Origin of the sequence: Rahnella sp. CJA17(1/100) (genome assembly GCF_963881615.1) — a bacterium.
Classification (GTDB): domain Bacteria; phylum Pseudomonadota; class Gammaproteobacteria; order Enterobacterales; family Enterobacteriaceae; genus Rahnella; species Rahnella aceris.
The window spans coordinates 136731-153443 of sequence record NZ_CAWOJA010000055.1; the positions used below are offsets into that span (position 1 = coordinate 136731).

A 16713-nucleotide genomic window follows, 5' to 3' on the forward strand; every position below is an offset into this window, starting at 1 on the left:
CTCAGCGCATCCGGGTTTTTTCCACTGAACTGGTACCGCCATAATCATTGACGACCTGCCAGCTGACCTCGCCAGTGACCGCTCCCTGAGGCCAGGGATAGCGGGCTTCCCCAAAGGGCGGAACCATGGTGTTACCTGTCGCCACACGGTTGCTGCCAAGGTTTAACCTGAAAAATGTGAAGTAATAAGGTGTCGGATTGGTCACCCGCAGCGTTGAGTCCTGACGGGAGAACTGCAACTGCCGCCAGGCGCTTTGCGCTGTGGGGGCGAGCAACGCTGCGGGGCGGTAAAAAAGCTTCAGGCGCGTCTTGACCACGATTTGCAATAAACCGGCGGGGGCATTTTCAGGCAAACGGGGGATGGATTTGATATTCAGCCAGAACAGGGATTCGCGATCTTCAGGCAGCACGCCGCCTGTACGGATAATTCGCAGACTGTTATCTTGACCGGCATTCAGCCGAAATAAAGGGGGAGTCACGATAAAAGGCGCAGGAACGGAGGATTTTTGTGTCCCGTCAGGTCCGTTATTATCCACCCATGACTGGATCAGAAAGGGCTCTGACTGTGCCCCCTGATTACTGACGGTCAGCGAGGTTTCTTTTTTATTACCCGGATATATCACCCGCGTGGCTTCTGTAATCACACCCGCATAAACCGGAGGCACAGAAAAGAGAACAAATAACATCCCTGATAAAATAATAAAAAAACGCCGCATATATTCCTCTCATATTTCCGTCAATAAAAACAAAAGACATCCGCGTCTGAAGCTCTGGCATCCTTGCCAGTCTAAAGAGATTATTTGTTGATTATTATTATTGATAATTAATGGTGAACTGAGAGGTCCCATTTGCTGCGCCTTCGCCTACGGTTGCCTCGGTACTTTTGTAGCGGGCGATAAAGTTCATATCTACCCCTTCGGCGGTCGCATCAATGGGATAAAAACGTGAGGCCGTGTAAAGAGGAATTGGTGTCCCCTGACTATCCGCAATTTCAATGCCTATACCGGTTGCGCCACCGCTAACTTCCAGCAACTGATTATCCACTGCATCGGCGGTACCATCGAATTTGACGGCAGCAGCGGTGAAGGCTGTCGGGCAGTTGGTGAGTGAAATCGTAAACGCAGTCGGCGAAGAGGTATCACCGGCTGCCGTAAATGAGGTCGCGGCGACAGTGCCTAAATCCACATTAATGGATGCGTTATTTCCGCCATTCACATCACACGTCGTGGCAACAATTTGTCCGATGAAATTAATGGTGCCATCAGCTGCATGTACGACGGGCTGACTGAAACACAAAACCGTACCGAGAAGTAAAATAAAAGGATTACGCTTATTCATGGAATAATACCTGAGATTAAAATTAAATAAATCCCACCAGATTCATTTATCAAAGCTGGCGATATACATTCACTTTAAACAAGCAGGTATATTTGAGGTAATCACATCGCCTCACATTATTTTATCGATAACATTGAGCTGAAGAAAATAAATGAATGAGGATGTAATGAGATAAATGAGGACAGGCACGGTGTATGCTACGGGTGAAAAAAGGCAAAAAAACCGGAAATGAGAAATATTTCCGGTTTTAGACATGGACGACTTATTGCATAGAAACCTGGCGTACAAACTCTTTTCTGAGCTGCATGCTGTATTCCTTGCCGTAAAACTGCGTGGCAATGTCTGGCTGCACCACGTCTGTTTTCACTTGTTTGTTCATCGGCACCGCGCCGAAAGCGACATTCAACGCACGCTGGGTTTCAGCTTGCGTTAACCAGTTCAGGAACACCGCCGACGCCGCCGGATGTGTGCTGTTTGCGGCAATAGCCGCAATATTGCCCCCTCCCGGCATACCAAAAGCCGGAATATAAAATTTCAGGCGCCCGGTAATCGCCCCGGATTTTTGCAAACCCGCCAGATGATCTTCCCAGGCGGGTACCAGCAATAATTCGCCATCATTCAGACGGGTCAGGCTATCTGCACCCGATGCGGTCTGGGTGATTTTTTCTTTATTACCGACGAACCATTCCCAACCCTTTTTCCAGTTTTTAATAATGTCAGGATCGACTTGCGTGGCATCGGCATCAAATGTGCCTGAGGAGAGGGTGACCACGCGCTGAATAAAGGCTTCGCCTGCCCCGCCGTTATTCGGATCGTTGTAACCAAACTTCTTCGGATTCGCATCGATAAAGTGTTGTAAATCATCGAGTGATTGCGGCAAAGGTTGATTGCCCATCTGTTGCGGATCGTAGGCCATACCGGTTTGGTTGCCCCAAAAGGCAACCGCATATCCTTCGGTATTCACGCTTTGCAACTGATGCACCGCATCCCCGTAACCCGGCAGCCAGTCTACCTGCGCCAGGGCATTGGCTTTACGGATGATCGGTAACTGCGCCACCGACAAGGCCACCACGTCCATTTTGCCTTTCTCGCGGCGAGCTTCCGCCAGCAGTTTATTCATGTTGCCATCAATCGACCCTTCCGGAATACGCACTTTAATTCCGTACTGTTTTTCAAAATCAGCAACGAAACTGCGCCATTGCGGTTGTAAATACCAGACGTTGAAGGTGACTGAGCCTTCTTTTTTGGCCTGTGCGACGACAAGATCCCAATCTTGTTGCGCCAGTGGCGTGGCGGTCGCTGCCCCGCTCAATAACATGCCACTGAGAAATAAAACCGTGCCTGTTTTCATGTTGAATGACTCCCTTATCAAGGATCACGCCTTGCCGGTTGACTGTGACAGATAATTCCCTTTCAACAGCTTCTCAATAATGACCATCAGGACGACATTCGGGATCACCAGGATCATTGAGACTACCGCCGCATCCGGGCGCACAAAGGAATAGCCGAGAAAAGAATAAAGAATGGTCGGCACGGTAATAAAATCTGGCGCGCCCAGGACGTATGAAATGCTGAACTCTTCTAAACTGCGCACCAGACAAAAAATCAACGCGGCCAGGAAACTGGGCTTGAGCATCGGTAAAAAAGCATTGCAGAACGTTCCCCAATGGCTGGCACCGAGATCGCGACTGGCATCAATTAAATCCTGCGGCACCGCTTTAAACCCTGCGGACATAATGCGGATCGAGTAAGGCAGTGTCAGCACAGTGTGCCCTAACACGATGCTGATAAACGGGTTGCTGATATTCAGATTCATCAGCATGGCGCTGAAGAAGATCCCGATGATCATACCTGGCATGACCAGTGGGATCAGCGTGAGCATTTCCGCAACGGCTTTGCCCCGAAAAGTCATGCGCCCAAACGCATAAGCGGTGGGTAACGACAGCAGTAAACTCAGCATCGCCACGGCAGGTGCAATGGTGTAGCTGTTAAAGAGGGCTTCTGACAGCGAAGTTTGCTGCCACACCTGTATCCAGCGGTTAATCGACAACACTTGCGGGAATAAGTCCGGGTAGCTCCACGGGTGTTGCGGGTCAACCAGCGACCATAAGATAGCCATTGAAAATGGCAGTCCAAGCCAGACCAGATTGACCAGAATAAAGAACAACAGTGAAATCGTGACGATCAGGCGTCCATTCGCCGTGCGGTTCATTTGACCTCTCCTTTGCGGGTGGCGAGCGGTGTCAGGAGGATGGCGATAAGCAAGGTACCCAATGCTGCCGTCAGCATGATAATCACGGCAATAACCGCAGAGTTATTCCATTCGCCGTATTCCATAGCCGTGGCCTGCATCAGGCGAGCCAGCGAGTAGGTATTGCGCGGACCCGCGACGGAGAAGAAGGCAAAGTCGCCCAGCGCACCGATAAAAATAAGGATCAGGGACACTTGCACGGCGGGTAACGTCAGGGGAAAGATAACGTCCCGAAAACAGCGCCAGCGGCTGGCACCCAGGTTACTCGCCGCGTCCAGTACATCGGTACGGATTGCGTTAACTGAGCCACCGACCAGAATCAGCGCGAACGGCAGATTCTTCCAGATTTGTAAGATAACGACGCCCCAGCCAAAGTCATCGTTCTGCATACGCAGCGGTTGATCAATAACGCCCAGCGCCAGCAATAGCTCATTGATCACGCCGTGATAAGCAATAATATTGATGAACAGAAATGCCGCCACGAGGCCGGGAATAAACATCGGCGCACGCAAAACAGCAACGATACCTTCTTTCGCCACCAGCGGCTGACGGAGCCACAACGCCAGCGGGTAAGAGAGCAGCACCGCACCGAAAGCCCCCAATATTGAGACTTTAACCGAATAGATCAGCGCGCTGTGCAGCACCGGATCTTGTAATACGTTTTGCCAGTATTCGAGCGAAAACTGGCTGTCGCCGGAAAGATTGAAATAGCCGATGCTTTGTACCAGCACCACGTAAAAGGTCGATCCCATCAGCAACACAATGGTGCCTAGTCCACTGATCATCAGCAGCCAGGCGGTCAGCTCATTACGCCATTTCATCGTGCCCCTCCACTACTGGCTCGAGGAAGTGAATCGCATCCTCGGGTAAACGGAAGCAAACCCGCGCCCCGCTTTCAGCCTGCGGTTTTTTGACCAGTTGCAGACGTACCGACAATTTACCGTCATCGTTATCGCCCCATGCTTCGGTCAGGTTGCCCATAAACGCCATTTTGCGCAGCGTGAGGAAGAAATGGTTATCGCCGGTTTGTGGCTGCGGCACAAAGCGCGCATCTTCAGGCCGCCAGCAGATATAGCAATGCTCAGCGAGCGGAGGACGCGGAGAACGTACATAAAACTCACCTAACTGGCAGCGAACCCGATAAAAACCAGGCTGTTCCGCAGGAGTGATGTGGGCGATATCGATATTGGCTGCACCAATAAAATCAGCGACGAAACGGTTAGCAGGACGGTAATAAATCTCTTCTGGCGGCCCAATTTGCTCCACGTTGCCCGCATTGAGCACCACGATCTTATCGGACATGGTCAACGCTTCGGCCTGATCATGGGTGACATAAATGGACGTGAGTTGATATTGCCGCTGTAACTCTTTGATTTCAAAACGCACACTTTCACGCAGTTTCGCATCCAGATTGGACAGCGGCTCGTCAAACAACACCACATCCGGGCGCGTAACCATCGCTCTGGCCAGTGCCACGCGTTGCTGCTGTCCGCCAGAAAGTTGCACCGGCATTTTCAGGTGCTGATCCTGCAAGCCAACCTGCTTCAACGCCTCCGCCAGCCGCAGTTGCTGCTCGGCAAGAGGTAAGCGTTTTTGCTTCAAACCAAAACAGATGTTATGCGCCACATTCAGGTGCGGAAACAGCGCGTACGACTGAAAACACATTGCCGTGTTGCGCTTTTCCGGCGGCAAATTATTAACGGATTGCCCGTTAATCAGAATGCGTCCGCTGTCTGGCTGATGAAACCCGCCGATCATTTTGAGCAGCGTGGTTTTGCCACAACCGCTCGGGCCAAGCAGGGTGACAAATTCACCTTCCTCGGCGGTGAAGGAGATCTCGCGGGCGGCGTAAAACGCGCCAAATTGCTTTGTAACCTGTTCCAGTGAAAGCGTCGACATAGTGTACAAATCCTGTGTTAAAACTCCGGCAATTAAATTTACACACTAAATATAAAATTTATGTGACAAAGATCCTCAAAATCAAAACCAAGCCATAAAAACACAAAAACTTATTATTTATCATGCAGATGTATAACAAAAATAATCACTATGATTATTTTATTTCCATAATTAAATTTAAAGAGTAAATTTAATGGCCATATGTTCACACCATAAAAGGAACAGGCAATGGCGTTTAACTTTCATCAGGCCGCACAAGGCATCGTGCTGGCAAACAGTCACCGCGGCTACTCCAGCCGTTATCCGGAAAACACTTTGCCCGCGTTTATCGGGGCAAAAGAGGCAGGGACTCATTGCATTGAGTTAGATATTCATCTGACCGCAGATAATCATCTGGTGGTCACTCACGATCACCGCATTGATCGCGTGTCGACCGGCACAGGTTTTGTCGAGCAAATGACGCTCGCGCAGTTACAGCAATTTGATTTCGGCGTTAAGTACCATGCGCAATTTGCGGGCACGCCGATCCCTTTATTGCAGGATATTCTGCGTTGGGCGGTAGAGAATGGCATGGGTCTGATCGTGGAAGTGAAGCAACGTCGTCGACATGACGAATTTGTGTATCATCTGGTTGCCTTGTTGCAGTCAATGCCAGAGGCGCTGTCACATATTCAGTTGCTGGGGTTTAATCATGTGTTGATTAACCGCGTCAAAGCCCTGATCCCAGATTTAGCATTGCAGGTCGTGACGCTGGAGCGTTACAACAATCAACTGGCCGCCGTGCAGCATTCCCATGCCAGTTGCGTCTGTTTTGAATATGAGTTCGCCCATGTTGACGATCTTAGGGCCTATAAACAGGCGGGACTGGGGGTACGCATGTACCTGCATGAAGTGAAAAATGGCATGACGCCACTGGAGCAGTACCAGCACAAATTCGGGTATGATAGTCGCCCCGAGATCATGGGCTGGCTGCGTGAAGGTCTGATCGATATGCTCAGCCATGATGATCTTCCGTACCTGCAGGCGCTGATTGAAGAAGCGGGACTGCGCTGGGCCTGATAACAAAAACGATAGCCATATTATGAATGTAAAACCTGACCGTCTGGAACTGCGTCCTACCCAACGTTTGCTGCTGGAGCTGATTCGTCGCCATGCACCGGTGACACGCGCCGAACTGGCGCGCTATTCAAATCTCACTGCGGGGGCAATCACCCAACAATGCCGGGAGCTTTTATTTTCGGGTCTGGTTATCGAAGGCGAACGCAATATGGGACAGCGCGGACAACCGTCGCTGCCCCTGCGGCTCAATCCTGGCGGCGCGTGTGCGGTCGGGCTGGCTTTCAGCCCTGGCTTTATCGACATGACGCTGGTCGATCTCAGTGGCCGCAAACTGTTCAGTATTTCTGAGCCTCATCAGGAAAATCAGCCGCTTGCCACCACACTAAAACAGATTAAAAACCTGGTGGAGCAGACGTTAAAAAAACGCCAGCTTAAACATGCGCGCATCCTCGGCATGGGTTATGCCGTGCCGGGTTTTCTCAAGCCCGATGGCAAAAAGCGTCACTGTGTGGCCTGGCTTTCAAGCTGGCGCGATGTCGACCTGCAACAGGCGTTTGAGGACAATTTGCCGTGGCCGACATGGGTTGAAAACAACGCCAATGCCTCGGCGATTGGCGAGCTGTATTCAGGTACGTGGAATTCCTATCGTGACATAACCTTTATCGATCTCGGCTACGGGATCGGTGCCGGGATTATCGCCGATGGCAAACTCCTGCGCGGCGGGTTTCTGAATGCCGGTGAAGTCGGTATGGCATTTCCGGGCGATAAACCGCGTCCATCCTATAAAGATCTGGTCGCGACGCTCACACAAGCAGGGTTAAGCGAAGCGCAACTACCGGCACTCACCGCAGAACAGCATCCCTTGCTGGAAGTCTGGTTTTCACGCTGTTGCGATCAGGTCGAGCAGAGCATCATGGGATGTCTGCAATGGCTGGATCCACAGTTGATTATTTTAGGGGGTGCCATGCCGAAAACCATCACCGAAAGGCTGACTGAGGTTTTAACGCAAAGGCTCGATGCCAGGCTTGATCCAGACCGCCCGAAAGTCCGGCTGGCGAACTCCCCGATGGGTGCCGAAAGCGCCTCGTGGGGCGCGGCGATGATCCCGTTGTATCAGGTGATTAATCAGGCATAGCGCACTATGCCTGACGACCGCGTGTTATTTTGCTGTGCCGAATGACCAGTAGTAAGGATCCGATAGCGTTGACGGTTTATCGACGTAGACATAGCCATAGGAATAGGCGTAATACAGTTTGCCCGAGTATGCCCAACCCAGGCTCATATGATGGGCATCAATTAGCGAAAACCAATCATCACTGCCGCTTTTAGGTTGCATCTCCCACAATGTATTCTCCGAGGTGCAATCCTTTTTCCAGCCAACATAATCCCACGAATGGTTGCTCAACGCTGAGCGCAAGCATTGCTCCTTATTATATGCGGGTGAAATACGTACCCGTCCATCGGGCTGTCGTTTAACTGACATCCATGCGTAATAGCCGGCTCGCATCACCGCAATAGGTGGGTCGGAACGATAGGTCCATGCATAGGAATCATCGTTATTATAGAGAGCATAAGCATCTTTCCCGGAAGCCAGACTCTTGTCTTCCATGACTGCACTACCCAATTGCCAGGACAAAATCGATTGCATATAAAAAGAAGGTGTCCAGACATGTGGCGTTAATGCTCTATCGAGCACTCCAGTGCCAGAAAAATAAGTATTAATTGAATCCGTGTCGTCAGCCGTAATGACATTTGCGCCGATATCCCGCAGCCAGCCGAGGTTCATGCGATAATCATTTTTTTCTGCCGCTATTGTCGACGGACTGAGCTTATCCAGCACGCGGTAACAGCATGATGAGTCGTTATTATAAAATGCTTCTCTGACCGAGATATCCTGCGGGATATTTTTGTCATAGACCGTTTCGGTGTAGAAATTTAAATTTTTCCATAACATGTAATCTGGTACGGGTGAGAATATCTCCAGCGCTTTCCCTGCCCCTTTAATTACCGCCACCATTTCAGCCACCGTACCACTCACTGTATTTGATAACTCGAAATTGGCTGGCGCGTCATAGCTGCCCTGTTCATTTTGTTTGGTGCTCACTTCCTCAAAATCGGCGGAATCTTTAATTAACACAGAGACCATCGGGGCCAGTGTCGCTGGCGCGTTTGCCCATGCGCGAACGGCACAAACCGCCTTGCTATCGGAGATCCCGGCAGGACAGGCAAAGGTGGTGTCAGGCAAGTCATTTATTTTACTGGCATCATTAGGTGTAATCACCGGATCGATCATGATGGTGACCCCCGCCGGGATACCGGCGTTAATCAGTGCATTATTCCAAAGGTCTGGCGAGGGATATTCCGCCATATTCACTTTCATAATGATCCGCTGTAACAGGTTGCTGCCCGAATACGTAACCGATTTATTATACAGGGCCAGTGCAGTGGGCATGATGACGGAAGATGACTTGGTTTCGAGATAAATGAGTGACTGGCCATTATAGGCAATGTAATCATCTATCAGTTGATTGACCGTCGGTACCGTATACGTGGTCGGTTGTCGCGTGGCAACATTGACGAGGTACTTTTGCTGCAATTCTGCCAGTGTCAAACTACTCAGCGCCACATTCGGCCCGGAGTTCGCGATAGGATCATAAGTTGGCTCAAGCATCTTACCGATGTTGAGATCATGAAACACAACCAGTTCACCGTCTGACGTCGCGCGGACGTCCGTTTCTACGTTAGCGCGGCAACGATCATAGGACAGATGAAAAGCACCGAGGCTGTTTTCTGGCTGCGTGTCATTAAAATCCCCTCGATGCTGGGCCGTGACTATTTGGTTATTCTTCGCAAGCTTGTTTTGTAATTCATTCAACAATGTCACCGACGTTGGACATTCCGTGGCATTCTTCCTTAATTCAGCGACAAACTGCACCGTTTCAACCGTAGCCTTCCCCTGCGCATCATCACCATCCGTACCGGAAAGTTTGAAATTGCCGTGTTCCTGTATCGGGATATTTTGAATCGCGATGGTATCTTCCCGCGGCTGGTAATCTGAATTCATAAAGAAAGCCAGGTCAAAATAATAAGGCTCATCACTTTTCAAACACGATTTTTCATCGTCATCGCCAACATCATAGAGAAACGTCCAGTCTTTACTCGGGGGAACATAGCCCCCCATTTCCGGGCATTTTTTGCTATACATTTTTACCGCATAAAATATGCCGGGAATAGACGTGCCATAAAGTTGCACGTTTTTACCATTTATGGCGGTAAAAATATCTAATGATCCCTGATATCCGGCAACACTGCCTGAAAAAGCTTGCCCATCCTGACCTGCATTACAGGTTGAATGAATCTCGGTTGAAGGAATATATTGCGTACTGGTTTGCGTGGTGAGTTGCTTAAAACCATTGGCAGGCGGCGCTTCATCAGTAATTACAATCGTATCGCTGTAGGTGATATTTACGTTTGATTGTGAGGTAAACATACATTCGGTTGCGGCCTTAGCCGACGGACATAATGACAATAAACATAATACGCTGAGCGTAGTCCTTAACTTAACGTCCATTGTTGCTCCATTTATATATCTAATGTAATTAAAACAATTAACCCCTTCCCTTTTAACATTGAATTTAAAATAAAATGCTACCAAGCTCACGAATAAAGCAATCAGACACCAAAAATTAAACAATCAACGCATTAAACATATTCAATTTATATTTATCATTAACAACTCATTTGATATATAAATAACTAGCACCTAATCTCAGGCAAAAAAAAACGCCTCCGGAGAGGCGTTTATCAGCAAAGGAGAAAATTACTTTTTCTTCGCTTTCGGGTTTGGCAGGTCGGTAATGCTGCCTTCGTAGATTTCTGCTGCCAGACCCACGGACTCGTGCAGAGTCGGGTGAGCATGGATGGTCAGCGCGATATCTTCTGCATCACAACCCATTTCGATCGCCAGACCGATTTCGCCCAGCAGCTCGCCGCCGTTGGTGCCGACAATCGCACCACCGATGACACGGTGAGATTCTTTGTCGAAGATCAGTTTGGTCATGCCGTCTGCGCAGTCGGAAGCGATAGCACGGCCGGAAGCTGCCCACGGGAAGGTGGCGGTTTCGTAGCTGATGCCTTTTTCTTTCGCTTCTTTCTCAGTCAGACCCACCCAGGCAACTTCTGGCTCAGTGTAGGCAATGGATGGAATGACTTTCGGATCGAAGTAGTGTTTCTTGCCGGAGATAACTTCGGCTGCCACGTGGCCTTCGTGAACACCTTTGTGCGCCAGCATTGGCTGACCGACGATGTCGCCGATAGCAAAGATGTGTGGCACGTTGGTGCGCATTTGTTTGTCGACGTGGATGAAACCACGGTCGTCCACTTCAATGCCAGCAGCGCCCGCTTCCAGCAGTTTACCGTTAGGCACGCGACCGATAGCCACCAGCACGGCGTCATAACGCTGTGGTTCAGCAGGGGCTTTTTTGCCTTCCATCGTGACGTAGATGCCGTCTTCTTTGGCTTCTACCGCGGTCACTTTGGTTTCCAGCATCAGATTGAATTGCTTGCTGATTTTCTTGGTGAAGACTTTCACCACGTCTTTATCAGCCGCAGGGATCACCTGATCAAACATTTCTACCACGTCAATCTGAGAACCCAGCGCGTGATAAACGGTGCCCATTTCCAGACCGATGATGCCGCCGCCCATGACCAGCAGACGCTCAGGGACGGTTTTCAGTTCCAGCGCATCGGTAGAATCCCAGACACGCGGGTCATCATGTGGAATGAATGGCAGTTTGATTGGACGGGAACCCGCCGCAATGATCGCATTGTCGAAAGTGATGGTCGTCGGACCATTTTCGCCTTCAACAACCAGAGTATTCGCGCCAGTAAATTTGCCCAAGCCGTTAACGACTTTGACTTTACGGCCTTTGGCCATTCCGGACAGACCGCCGGTCAGCTGGTTGATGACTTTTTCTTTCCAGACGCGGACTTTATCGATGTCCGTTTTCGGCTCACCGAAAACAATACCGTGTTCAGCCAGTGCTTTTGCTTCAGAGATCACTTTCGCGACGTGCAGCAGAGCTTTAGAAGGGATACAGCCAACGTTCAGACACACGCCGCCAAGCGTGGAATAACGTTCAACCAGAACAGTTTCAAGACCTAAATCAGCGCAACGGAAAGCAGCAGAATAGCCCGCAGGACCCGCCCCAAGTACCACGACCTGAGTTTTAATTTCAGTACTCATCATGACCTCTTAATTTATGTCCGGCGGGTCTGACGTCATTTTATATCGTAACGCCCATCATCCACCGGGTCGTTCTATCCGCCCGCAGTTTACAAAATTGTTAACAAATTTGAAACAACAAACGGCATCCGATTTGTGCTTTGCCCTGGAAAATCTCAAACAGCATGAAGAGATTATCAGAAAAAAGCCGGCCGTCTGGCCGGCTTTTCACTTACATCACCAGGCGGCGAATGTCTGACAACACGTTGTTGATGATGGTGATGAAGCGCGCACCATCGGCACCGTCAATGACACGGTGGTCGAAGGAGAGCGACATTGGCATCATCAGACGCGGTGTGAACTCTTTGCCGTTCCAGACTGGCTCAATGGCAGACTTGGAAACACCGAGGATAGCCACTTCCGGCGCATTAACGATTGGCGCGAAGTGGGTCGTCCCGATACCCCCGAGGCTGGAGATAGTGAAGCAACCGCCCTGCATTTCGCCAGCAGTCAGCTTACCGTCACGGGCTTTCTTGGAGATAGCCATCAGCTCACGGGACAACTCGGCGATGCCTTTCTTGTTCACGTCTTTGAAGACCGGAACAACCAGACCGTTTGGCGTATCAACCGCCACACCGATGTTGATGTATTTTTTCAGCGTCAGTTTCTGACCATCTTCGGACAGGGAACTGTTGAAGCGTGGCATCTGCTCAAGGGCAGCGGCAACGGCTTTCATGATGAAGACCACCGGAGTGAATTTCACGTCCAGTTTGCGTTTAGCGGCTTCATCGTTCTGCTGTTTACGGAACGCTTCCAGCTCAGTGATATCAGTTTTGTCGAAGTGCGTAACGTGCGGGATCATCACCCAGTTACGGCTCAGGTTCGCACCAGAGATTTTCTGGATACGGCCCAGTTCAACTTCTTCAATCTCACCGAACTTGCTGAAGTCCACTTTCGGCCAAGGCAACATGCCCGGCAGACCGCCACCCGTTGCAGCAGCCGGCGCGGCTTCAGCACGTTTGACCGCGTCTTTCACGTAAGTCTGTACGTCTTCACGCAGGATACGACCTTTACGGCCAGTGCCTTTGACTTTCGCCAGGTTAACACCGAATTCACGGGCCAGACGACGGATAACCGGCGTGGCGTGAACGTAAGCATCGTTCTCTGCGAATTCGCCTTTGCTTTCTGCTTTAACAGCAGGAGCAGTGGCTTTTTGTTCCTGTTTCGCCGGGGCAGCCGCTTCTTCTTTCTTAGCCGCCGGAGCAGCAGGCGCAGCGCCTTCTACTTCGAAGACCATGATCAGAGAGCCGGTGCTGACTTTGTCGCCCGCAGCAATTTTGATTTCTTTCACGGTACCCGCGAACGGAGCCGGGACTTCCATTGAGGCTTTGTCGCCTTCAACGGTGATCAGTGACTGTTCTGCACTGATTTTGTCGCCCACTTTCACCATGATTTCAGTGACTTCAACTTCGTCGCCACCGATATCAGGCACGTTCACTTCTTTGCTGCCGGACTGAGCCGCAGCCGCAGGTGCCGCGTCTGATTGGGTTTCTGCAGCGGCGGCAGGTGCGGCTGCACCAGAACCTGCCACTTCGAAGACCATGATCAGGGAACCGGTGCTGACTTTGTCGCCCGCAGCGATTTTAATTTCTTTAACTTTGCCCGCGAACGGCGCAGGGACTTCCATAGAGGCTTTGTCGCCTTCTACGGTGATCAGCGATTGTTCCGCTTCTACTGTGTCGCCCACTTTCACCATGATTTCAGTGACTTCAACTTCGTCGCCACCGATATCAGGTACGTTCACTTCTTTGCTTTCGCTGGAAGCAGGGGCGGCAGCAGCAGCAGGTTTCTCTTCTGCTTTGGCTTCCTGTTTCGCAGGTGCTGCATCAGCAGCACCGTCAGCGGCTTCAAAGATCATGATCAGTTTGCCGGTTTCGACGGTATCGCCGACCGCAACTTTAATTTCTTTGACCACGCCAGCCTGTGGAGAAGGCACTTCCATAGAAGCTTTATCGCCTTCAACGGTGATCAGCGATTGTTCTGCTTCAACTTTATCGCCCACCTTCACCATAATTTCGGTGACTTCCACTGCATCTGCACCGATGTCCGGTACGTTAATTTCAATAGCCATCTGTCTTTACCTCTTATGCCAGACGCGGGTTAACTTTTTCTGGATTGATATCGAATTTCTTAATGGCTTCAGCCACTACAGACGTTTCGATTTCGCCGCGTTTAGCCAATTCACCCAGCGCAGCAACCACAACGTAAGACGCATCCACTTCGAAGTGGTGACGCAGATTTTCGCGGCTGTCTGAACGACCAAAGCCATCCGTACCCAGTACGCGATAATCGCTGGCCGGAACGTATGTACGAACCTGTTCAGCAAACAGTTTCATGTAGTCAGTAGACGCCACCGCTGGCGCGTCGCTCATCACCTGGGCGATGTACGGAACGCGTGGGGTTTCAGTCGGGTGCAGCATGTTCCAGCGCTCACAGTCCTGACCATCGCGGGCCAGTTCAGTGAAGGAGGTCACGCTGTAAACGTCAGAACCTACGCCGTAGTCTTTGGACAAGATCTCTGCCGCTTCACGTACGTGACGCAGGATGGAACCGGAGCCCAGCAACTGCACTTTCCCTTTGCTGCCTTCCAGCGTATCCAGCTTGTAGATACCCTTACGGATGCCTTCTTCCGCGCCTTCCGGCATGGCTGGCATGTGGTAGTTTTCGTTCAGCGTGGTGATGTAGTAATAAATGTTTTCCTGCGCTTCACCGTACATACGCACCAGACCGTCATGCATGATGACAGCCACTTCGTACGCGTAAGACGGGTCGTAAGAAATACAGTTAGGGATAGTCAGAGACTGAATATGGCTGTGACCATCTTCGTGCTGCAGACCTTCGCCGTTCAGGGTAGTACGACCTGACGTACCACCGATCAGGAAGCCACGCGCCTGTTGGTCACCCGCTGCCCAGCACAGGTCGCCGATACGCTGGAAACCGAACATGGAGTAGTAGATGTAGAACGGGATCATTGGCAGATCGTTGGTGCTGTAAGACGTCGCTGCGGCCAGCCATGAAGACGCGGCACCCAGTTCGTTAATACCTTCCTGCAGGATCTGACCTTTCTCGTCTTCTTTATAGTAAGCAACCTGCTCACGGTCCTGCGGGGTGTACTGCTGGCCGTTCGGGCTGTAAATACCAATCTGACGGAACAGACCTTCCATACCGAATGTACGCGCTTCATCGGCGATGATCGGCACCAGACGGTCTTTAATGGAGTCGTTTTTCAGCATCACGTTCAGTGCACGGACGAAAGCGATAGTGGTAGAGATCTCTTTCTTCTGCTCTTCCAGCAGTTGTGAGAAGTCTTCCAGTTTCGGCATTTCCAGCTTCTGCGTGAAGTTTGGCAGACGGGTCGGCAGGTAGCCTTTCAGCGCAGCGCGACGTTCGTGCAGGTATTTGTATTCTGCAGAGTCTTTTTCCAGCGTGATGTACGGCAGTTTTTCCAGATTTTCATCGGTTACTGGCACGCTAAAACGATCACGGATATAGCGCACGCCATCCATGTTCATTTTCTTCACCTGGTGAGCGATGTTTTTACCTTCGGCAGCGTCGCCCATGCCATAACCTTTAATGGTATGCGCAAGGATAACGGTCGGCTGACCTTTGGTGTTCTGTGCTTTGTTCAGCGCAGCGAAGACTTTCTTCGGATCATGGCCGCCACGGTTCAGCGCCCAGATTTCGTCGTCGGTCATATCTTTGACCAGAGCGGCGGTTTCAGGGTATTTGCCGAAGAAGTGGTCACGAACGTATTTACCGTCGCGGGACTTGAAGGTCTGGTAGTCGCCATCCACGGTTTCGTTCATCAGCTGGATCAGTTTACCGCTGGTGTCTTTACGCAGCAGTTCATCCCAGCGGTTGCCCCAGATGACTTTGATCACGTTCCAGCCAGCGCCTGCAAAGATGCCGTCGAGTTCGTTGATGATTTTGCCGTTACCGGTGACAGGGCCATCAAGACGCTGCAGGTTACAGTTGATGATGAAGCACAGGTTGTCCAGTTTCTCACGGGTCGCGATGGTGATCGCCCCTTTGGATTCTGGTTCGTCCATTTCACCGTCGCCCAGGAATGCGTAAACGCGCTGTGCGGAGGTGTCTTTCAGACCACGGTGTTCCAGATATTTCAGGAACTTGGCCTGATAGATGGCACCGATCGGGCCCAGACCCATGGATACAGTCGGGAACTGCCAGAATTCAGGCATCAGTTTAGGGTGCGGATAAGACGACAGACCTTTACCGTGAACTTCCTGACGGAAATTGTTCATCTGGTCTTCAGTCAGACGGCCTTCAAGGAAAGCACGCGCGTACACGCCCGGAGAGATGTGGCCCTGGAAGTACACCAGATCGCCGCCGTCTTTTTCGTTGCGCGCACGGAAGAAGTGGTTGAAGCACACTTCGTACACGGTCGCAGAAGACTGGAAGGAAGCCATGTGGCCGCCGAGTTCCAGGTCTTTCTTGGACGCACGCAGAACGGTCATGATAGCGTTCCAGCGGATAGCAGTACGAATGTTACGTTCCAGCTCCAGGTTACCCGGGTATTCAGGTTCGTCTTCAACAGCGATGGTATTGACGTAGTTACGGCTGGCTGCGCCAGCAGCGACGCTTACGCCGCCCTTGCGCGCTTCACTGAGAACCTGATCGATCAGGAACTGTGCACGCTCAACACCTTCTTCACGGATGACCGATTCGATCGCTTGTAGCCAGTCGCGAGTTTCGATCGGATCCACGTCATTATTTACACGTTCTGACATGGTGCTTTTCCTTATCTGTCTCTAATACGTTGGTTTATCTGGAGCCTGTCTTCCTGCGCTCTTTCTAAAACGCGCTTCGCCGCTAAGAGAACGCACGAAGACAGGCCCGTCATGTAGTTGCCGTGAGCCCTCAAA

General features: G+C 51.0%; 12 protein-coding genes. 2 read left to right on the forward strand and 10 right to left on the reverse strand.

What is annotated here, in order from left to right; all coding sequences use genetic code 11:
• Position 1: 1 nt before the first annotated feature.
• The 6 genes from AACU55_RS19725 to AACU55_RS19750 form a co-directional block, all read right to left on the reverse strand.
• Positions 2 to 643, reverse strand: coding sequence for a fimbrial biogenesis chaperone (locus tag AACU55_RS19725; RefSeq protein ID WP_369794755.1), 642 nt, complete (start codon positions 641 to 643; stop codon positions 2 to 4).
• A gap of 169 nt (positions 644 to 812) precedes the next feature.
• The gene (locus AACU55_RS19730; protein WP_037033399.1) at positions 813 to 1337 is read right to left on the reverse strand and encodes a fimbrial protein; all 525 of its coding nucleotides are present in this window, start codon (positions 1335 to 1337) and stop codon (positions 813 to 815) included.
• A gap of 262 nt (positions 1338 to 1599) precedes the next feature.
• Complete coding sequence (locus AACU55_RS19735) at positions 1600 to 2655, reverse strand: extracellular solute-binding protein (RefSeq protein ID WP_369794759.1); 1056 nt, start codon at positions 2653 to 2655, stop codon at positions 1600 to 1602.
• A gap of 57 nt (positions 2656 to 2712) precedes the next feature.
• The gene (locus tag AACU55_RS19740) at positions 2713 to 3549 is read right to left on the reverse strand and encodes an ABC transporter permease (RefSeq protein WP_013576978.1); all 837 of its coding nucleotides are present in this window, start codon (positions 3547 to 3549) and stop codon (positions 2713 to 2715) included.
• A complete protein-coding gene (locus AACU55_RS19745) occupies positions 3546 to 4409 on the reverse strand; it encodes an ABC transporter permease (RefSeq protein ID WP_013576979.1) in 864 nt (287 codons plus the stop codon). The genes AACU55_RS19740 and AACU55_RS19745 overlap by 4 nt, the downstream gene beginning before the upstream one ends.
• On the reverse strand, positions 4396 to 5487 hold the full coding sequence (locus AACU55_RS19750) for an ABC transporter ATP-binding protein (protein WP_013576980.1): 1092 nt from the start codon (positions 5485 to 5487) through the stop codon (positions 4396 to 4398). The genes AACU55_RS19745 and AACU55_RS19750 overlap by 14 nt, the downstream gene beginning before the upstream one ends.
• 228 nt (positions 5488 to 5715) lie before the next feature.
• Between AACU55_RS19750 and AACU55_RS19755 the strand changes: the two genes are divergently transcribed.
• Both AACU55_RS19755 and AACU55_RS19760 read left to right on the forward strand, forming a co-directional pair.
• Positions 5716 to 6546, forward strand: a complete 831-nt coding sequence (locus AACU55_RS19755; RefSeq protein ID WP_134705965.1) for a glycerophosphodiester phosphodiesterase — start codon at positions 5716 to 5718, stop codon at positions 6544 to 6546.
• Between the two features lie 22 nt (positions 6547 to 6568).
• Positions 6569 to 7681, forward strand: a complete 1113-nt coding sequence (locus tag AACU55_RS19760) for an ROK family transcriptional regulator (RefSeq protein ID WP_013576982.1) — start codon at positions 6569 to 6571, stop codon at positions 7679 to 7681.
• 24 nt (positions 7682 to 7705) lie between these two features.
• Here AACU55_RS19760 and AACU55_RS19765 read toward each other — a convergent pair whose 3' ends face one another.
• The 4 genes from AACU55_RS19765 to aceE all read right to left on the reverse strand — a co-directional run bounded on the left by AACU55_RS19765 (position 7706) and on the right by aceE (position 16578).
• A complete protein-coding gene (locus AACU55_RS19765; RefSeq protein WP_339382290.1) occupies positions 7706 to 10117 on the reverse strand; it encodes a glycerophosphodiester phosphodiesterase family protein in 2412 nt (803 codons plus the stop codon).
• Positions 10118 to 10366: 249 nt separating this feature from the next.
• Positions 10367 to 11791, reverse strand: coding sequence for a dihydrolipoyl dehydrogenase (gene lpdA, locus AACU55_RS19770; protein WP_167686148.1), 1425 nt, complete (start codon positions 11789 to 11791; stop codon positions 10367 to 10369).
• A gap of 211 nt (positions 11792 to 12002) precedes the next feature.
• Positions 12003 to 13901 (reverse strand): pyruvate dehydrogenase complex dihydrolipoyllysine-residue acetyltransferase, encoded by a 1899-nt coding sequence (aceF, locus tag AACU55_RS19775; protein WP_134705968.1) that lies wholly within the window; start codon positions 13899 to 13901, stop codon positions 12003 to 12005.
• A gap of 13 nt (positions 13902 to 13914) precedes the next feature.
• Positions 13915 to 16578, reverse strand: a complete 2664-nt coding sequence (gene aceE / locus AACU55_RS19780; protein WP_013576985.1) for a pyruvate dehydrogenase (acetyl-transferring), homodimeric type — start codon at positions 16576 to 16578, stop codon at positions 13915 to 13917.
• Between the last annotated feature and the right edge of the window lie 135 nt (positions 16579 to 16713).